At 32.3% G+C, this 6162-nt stretch carries 7 protein-coding genes; all 7 read right to left on the reverse strand.

Annotation, left to right across the window (positions count from 1 at the left end; genetic code table 11):
- Positions 1 to 83: 83 nt before the first annotated feature.
- Positions 84 to 626 carry a hypothetical protein gene (locus tag ACIQ11_RS08160; RefSeq protein ID WP_396154164.1) on the reverse strand — a complete coding sequence of 181 codons (543 nt, stop codon included), beginning with the start codon at positions 624 to 626 and terminating at the stop codon, positions 84 to 86.
- A gap of 111 nt (positions 627 to 737) precedes the next feature.
- Positions 738 to 1748 carry a sugar phosphate nucleotidyltransferase gene (locus ACIQ11_RS08165; protein ID WP_353079646.1) on the reverse strand — a complete coding sequence of 337 codons (1011 nt, stop codon included), beginning with the start codon at positions 1746 to 1748 and terminating at the stop codon, positions 738 to 740.
- A 121-nt stretch (positions 1749 to 1869) separates the two neighbouring features.
- Entirely contained in the window at positions 1870 to 2304 is a 435-nt protein-coding gene (gene dut / locus ACIQ11_RS08170; protein WP_396154165.1) for a dUTP diphosphatase, read from the reverse strand.
- 83 nt (positions 2305 to 2387) lie between these two features.
- Positions 2388 to 3887 (reverse strand): lipopolysaccharide biosynthesis protein, encoded by a 1500-nt coding sequence (locus tag ACIQ11_RS08175; RefSeq protein ID WP_396148260.1) that lies wholly within the window; start codon positions 3885 to 3887, stop codon positions 2388 to 2390.
- Between the two features lie 28 nt (positions 3888 to 3915).
- Positions 3916 to 4359 (reverse strand): hypothetical protein, encoded by a 444-nt coding sequence (locus ACIQ11_RS08180; RefSeq protein ID WP_396154166.1) that lies wholly within the window; start codon positions 4357 to 4359, stop codon positions 3916 to 3918.
- Positions 4360 to 4364: 5 nt separating this feature from the next.
- Entirely contained in the window at positions 4365 to 4787 is a 423-nt protein-coding gene (locus ACIQ11_RS08185; RefSeq protein ID WP_396154167.1) for a GNAT family N-acetyltransferase, read from the reverse strand.
- Positions 4787 to 6162 (reverse strand): prolyl oligopeptidase family serine peptidase (locus tag ACIQ11_RS08190; protein ID WP_396154168.1); only part of this gene is annotated, 1376 nt, incomplete at its 5' end. The genes ACIQ11_RS08185 and ACIQ11_RS08190, both read right to left, overlap by 1 nt.

Genomic DNA, 6162 nt, shown 5'->3' on the forward strand with positions numbered 1-6162 from the left:
GGAAAAGAAATGCTATTAATTTATACATATTTTGTTGTTACACAGAGTTACACAAAGACTTGCGCAAAGTTCCGCAAAATTTATTATTTTGTCTTCAATTTGATTTTTATTTTTTTAAAATCTCCTTTTTCATCTAAATCCCAAGTGTCTCCGATTAGAAAAAATTTATCATTAATTTTTACTACTCTATTTAAAAAATCTTCAAAGTCAGAGCAAAAGCCTTTTGTTTCACCGATTTTTTTCCAGATTCTATTTTTATAAGTCAAAACTGAAATATATTGCCACAAACCTTCATTAGCATTAGAAAATATTATTATTTCGTTAGCAGTATCATTATTTAAATCTTCAATTGTTGTAATATAAATTCCATTACTTGGGTAAAATCTTATTGTTTCATTATTATTGGAAAATTTAACGTCTACCGAATTACGAAAAACTTCATTAGTTTCTTTATTTCTTGAAGCAATTGAAATGGCATAATCTTTTATTTTATCATTATCAACATCGCCGATATAAAATTTTTTAGTTTCAACTATAGAATCTTTGTATTCGGCGTTTGTTACTTCAGGATCAATTTGTCCGAAAGAAATTTGAAAAAGGAAAAGAAATGCTATTATTTTATACATATTTTTGTTGTTACACAGAGTTATACAAAGACTTGCGCAAAGTTCCGCAAAATTTATTATTTTGTCTAAAAGATTATAAAAAAACCATATATAATTTATGAATATCAAAAATTATTCCATTGTTGAATAGTCACCTAAACTTACGCTTGTAAACTCGCCATTATAATTTACGTGATTTCCAATCATCGCATTATCTAATTTTGCGTTTTTAATATGTGAATGCGTTTGAATTAAACTATTTTGAATCTTACTATTTTGAATATGTGACCCTTTTCCGATAGAAACATTTGGTCCAATTATGGAATCAATAAGTTGCACGCCTTCGCCAATAAAACAAGGTGGAATGATTTGTGAATTATCTAAACGCACATCATTAGCTACTAAATCTTCGCCATCTTGATGTAAAAATCCTAACATTCTGTTGTTGGTGTCCACGGTAACGTCTTTATTTCCGCAATCCATCCATTCATCAACTTTTCCAGGTACGAATTTCATACCTTTTGCCATCATTTGTTTAATTCCATCATTAATTTGGTATTCGCCACCGTGAATAATGTTGTTATCTAAAACCGCTTGTAATTCGTTTTTAAGAACGGCAATATCTTTGAAATAATAAATTCCGATAACGGCTAAATCAGATACAAATTCTTTTGGTTTTTCTACTAACTCAATAATTTCATTGGCTTCATTTAAGTTAATTACACCAAATGCTTCTGGTTGATCGACTTGTTTTACCCAAATTACGCTATCGGCAGTTGCGTCTAATTCAAAATCGGCACGAATTAACGTATCTGCATAAGCAATAACTGCAGGTCCGGATAAAGAATTCTTCGCACACATAATAGCGTGACCCGTTCCTAAAGCTTCATTTTGATAATAAATGGTTCCTTTTGCTCCAATTTTTGTAGCAATCGCCAGTAAATCTTTTTCTACAGTTGCACCGAAACTTTCGTGAATGATAAACGCTACTTCATCAATTGGTTGATTAATTACTTTAGCAATATCTTCTACTAAACGGTGTACAATTGGTTTTCCAGCAATTGGAATTAATGGTTTAGGAATGGTTAATGTGTGTGGGCGAAGACGTGAACCACGACCAGCCATTGGTACTATTATTTTCATATTAAAGCCCCCTAACCCCCAAAGGGGGAACTCCTATTAGGGGTAAATAGGATTTTATTAATTCAACTTTCAATTATTATTTTACAGCATCTTGTCAATTCCCCCTTTGGGGGTTAGGGGGCTATTTCACTCCCGTACTACCAAATCCACCTTCACCTCTTGAGGTTTCGGTTAATTCTATGGTTTCTTGCCATTCGGCGCGTTCGTGTTTGGCTATGATTAGTTGTGCGATGCGTTCACCGTTTTCAATAACGAAATCTTCATTGGATAAATTGACTAAAATCACACCAATTTCGCCACGATAATCGGCATCCACTGTTCCAGGTGAATTTAAAACAGTAATTCCTTTTTTGTATGCCAAACCACTTCTTGGTCGCACTTGTGCTTCATAACCAATTGGTAATTCTATAAAAAGCCCAGTTTTTACTAATGTTCTTTCTAACGGTTTTAAAGTTATTGATTCGGTTAAATTCGCACGTAAATCCATTCCAGCTGAAGCATTCGTTTCGTAGTTAGGTAATGGATGTTGCGATTTATTTATAATTTTTATTTGCATTGTTTTGTTTTTTTACCGCGAAGTCGTAAATATTTTTCACAAAGTTCGCAAGGTTTTATTTATTTTAAGACCGTAAAGTCTGTTTATTTTCGTTTTATTATTTTTAAAATTACTTCTTTTTCATTTTTGTAAATATAATAACTAAAGCCAATGATTGCAAGTATTCCAAAAACAAACGTTTCTCTTAATTCTTGAACATAGAATGAAATACAAGCTAAAGTTATGGACGCAAAAAGATAGGTTAAGATCTTTTTCATTTCGAAAGGAATTGGGTATTTTTCTTTTCCTAAATAATACGAAATCACCATCATACTGCCGTAAGCACAAATTGTTGCAATCGCTGAACCTATGTAACTCATATCGAATTTTACAATTAAAATATAATTCATACTTAACGTAATTAGAGCACCAATTGCTGAAATGTAGGCTCCAATTATTGTTTTATCAATTAATTTATACCAAACAGATAAACTCGTATAAATCCCTAAAAAGAAATTCGCAATTATGATTAAAGGCACTATTGTCATTGCCTCCCAATATTCTTCTTGTCGTACTAAAAAGAATTTTATTACATCTGCAAAAACAACTACAACTAATAAAATTAACGACCCTAAGATGACAAAATACTTTGTAATGGTTGCATACGTTTGAGGTGCATTGGCATTTCCAGCTTGACTGAAGAAAAACGGTTCGATACCCAAAGTGTAGGCGGTACGAAACAAAACCATAAATAAACCAATTTTATAACAAGCCGAATACGCTCCAACTGCAGCTTTTGCAATTGTAGGATCTAACCATTCTGACAATAAAATTTTATCTAAATGTTCGTTGATTCCAAAAGCCAAACCTGCAAATAGTATTGGCCAACCGTAGTGAAGCATTTTTTTCCATAAATCGGTATTGAAAAACCAATTGGGTTTAAAATAATGCGGCATAAACAATACAAAAGTAAACAAGCTCGCCATTAAATTTGACAAGAAAACATACCCAATTTGATAGTCTTCCACATAAAAAGAACTCCAAAAACCTTGCGGATTGGCTTGTGCTAACTTAGGCAAAATTGCCAACAGAAATACGTTTAATAGCAGATAGATTACAACATTAGAAATTTTTAATACAGAATATCTAATAGGTCTTTGATCTGCGCGAAGCTTAGAAAACGGAATAATTACAAGCGCATCGAAAGCTAAAATCCAAATGGCGTAGTTTATATATTCTTTATCTATATTTAAAAAACCAGCAAGTGTTTTCTGAAATAAAAGGGCAATACACAAAAACAAAATGGTGCTCCAAAAAATAGAAACTGTAGCCGTACTAACGACTTCTTTTTTATGTTGTTGCGAAATTTCGCTGGTGCTTGTGTCTTCTTTATGATAAAATCTAAAAAAAGCCGTTTCCATTCCATAAGATAAAATAACATTGAAAAAAATCATATAGGCTAACAAAATTGTTATTTCACCATATGCGATTTTTGGCATTAAATCTGTGTGCAATCCCACCAATAAAAAACTCATCACACGGGGTAAAACCGTTGCAATGCCATAAATTAGGGTTTGTTTTAAAAGGCTTCTTTTTGAGCTCAATTTATTTTATTTTAAAGAACAAAAATAGTTAATTATTTATTGGTTTTGCAGAAGGATAGGCTAACATTGGTAATTCTTTTACATCCTCAATAATAATGGTGCTTTCCTTACTATTAATTTTAAAGAAAACCTTTGCTTGATTGGGTTTTAAATTTGTTTTTATTGTAGGTGTTGGAATCGTTTCAGACTCATTATCAAATGTTTTAATTGTCGCTTGATAGGATAAATCATTTAATTTTGTAACACTACCTTCACGTTCTTGAAATTGAATTTTTATAATTTCTGTGTTTTTTGGTACTGGTTTTTGTAATGTAAAAGTTAAAATAGTTCCGCCTCCTGCACCTTTTACGCCACCAACCCAATTTTGATACGTAATTTTTTCAAAATAGTGTTTGGTTTCTTGATGCGCTTTATTTGAAGAACAAGAAATTAAATTCAAAAACGCTATTGCGAGAAGTCCAATTATTTTCATTTTTTTTAATTCAATATTTTTACAAAATGGAATCCTTTTGGCTGAAAACCGTGATTGATATAAAATTTTCCAGCGGTAAAATTGGTTGTAAAGGCGTCTAAAACAATCTGATTAGCACCTTCTTTTTCAGCAATTTTATGTACTTCATCAATTAAAATATCCCCGATTTTTTGCCCTCTAAAATCTTCATCAACCACAAAACTATCAATTTCTATGTATTTCCCTGACCATAATTTTGTTCCAATCCAAACACCTGTTAGAGCGATTGTTTTGTTATTTTTAGTAACAATAACTTGTTGGTAGTTGGCTTTAAGCATTTCATCTAAAAGCGTGCCATATTTTTCAACGGTAAATTCAGGATATAATTGTTTTACGATATCCAAATGCGCTAACATTTCGGCTTTTTGAGTTAAAATTCGAATTTCCATTACTTTTTATCTACTAAGTTTTCATTAAATAAATCCAAAATTCTTCTATATTCATCTACCCAAGAATAGGTTTTCTGAAATCCGTGTGCTTCTACTGGAAAAACGGCTAAATCCCAATCTTTTTTGCCAAGTTCAATAAAACGCTGTGTCATTCTAACAATGTCTTGAAATTGTACGTTGTCATCTACCATTCCGTGAAGCATTAACAACTTGTCTTGTAAATTATCCGCAAAATAAATTGGTGAACTTTTTTTGAAAGCTTCCGGGTCTGTTTCAGGAAAATTTAAAATATTAGCGGTGTAGCCTTGGTTGTAATGCGCCCAATCTGTAACCGAACGTAATGCTGCACCTGCTTTAAATTCGCCAGGTTTTGTTAATAAACCCATTAGCGTTATAAATCCACCATACGAACCTCCGTAAATTCCAACTTTATTAGCATCAATGCCTAACTTTTCAACTAAATATTTTTTCCCATCTAATTGATCCGATAAATCTAAACCACCCATATGGCGGTAAATTCCGGTTCTGAAATCGCGTCCGTAACCATCACTTGCACGGTAATCTATATCTAAAACGGTGTAGCCTAAATCGGATAAAAGATTATGAAACATATATTCTCTGTGATAGGTGCTCCAATACTTGTGTGCATTTTGCAAATAGCCAGCTCCGTGAACAAATATGATTGCGGCTTTATTTTTATTTTCTGATTTTGGATGGTACACTCTGGCAAAAACATCCGTCCCATCTGCTGCTTTAAAAGAAATGACTTCAGGCTTTTTCCATTTGTATGTTTTGAAAGCATCAGAAGTAGAAAACGTAATTTGTTTTAAAGTAGGATTAGCTTTATTATCCGCCATAAAAATTTCCCAAGGCGTATTACTATTTGAATACCGAATGGCTAATTTGGTTTCATCTGGTGATACTTCAATTTCATACGCACCATCATTGGTTAAAATTGGTATTTTCTTACCCGAATTAATATCTAACTTATAAAAAGAACGATTTCCAGGATGCGTTTCGGTACTTGTAATATAAAAAGAATTAGACAATTTTGATAAAACTACATCGCGAACTTCCCATTTACCTTGTGTTAGTTGTGTTTTCTTTTTTGTTTCCAAATTGAAAGTGTACAAATGAGAAAAACCGGTTGCTTCAGATTGAAAATAAATGGTTTTATTATCGGCTAAAAAACCTAACGTTCCATTGCTGAAATTATAGCCTGGAATTCCAGGTCCGCCAATCCAAGCTTCATCGTGTTGGTACTCTAATTCTGAAACCGTTGCGTCATTTAAGTTTAATTGAAGAATCCAACGGTCTTTATTATCTAAACTTCTGGCTTCAAAAACAGCTAAATTTCCCAATGCATTGTATATTG

Source organism: Flavobacterium sp., from assembly GCF_044361065.1.
In the GTDB taxonomy this organism is placed as follows: Bacteria; Bacteroidota; Bacteroidia; order Flavobacteriales; family Flavobacteriaceae; genus Flavobacterium.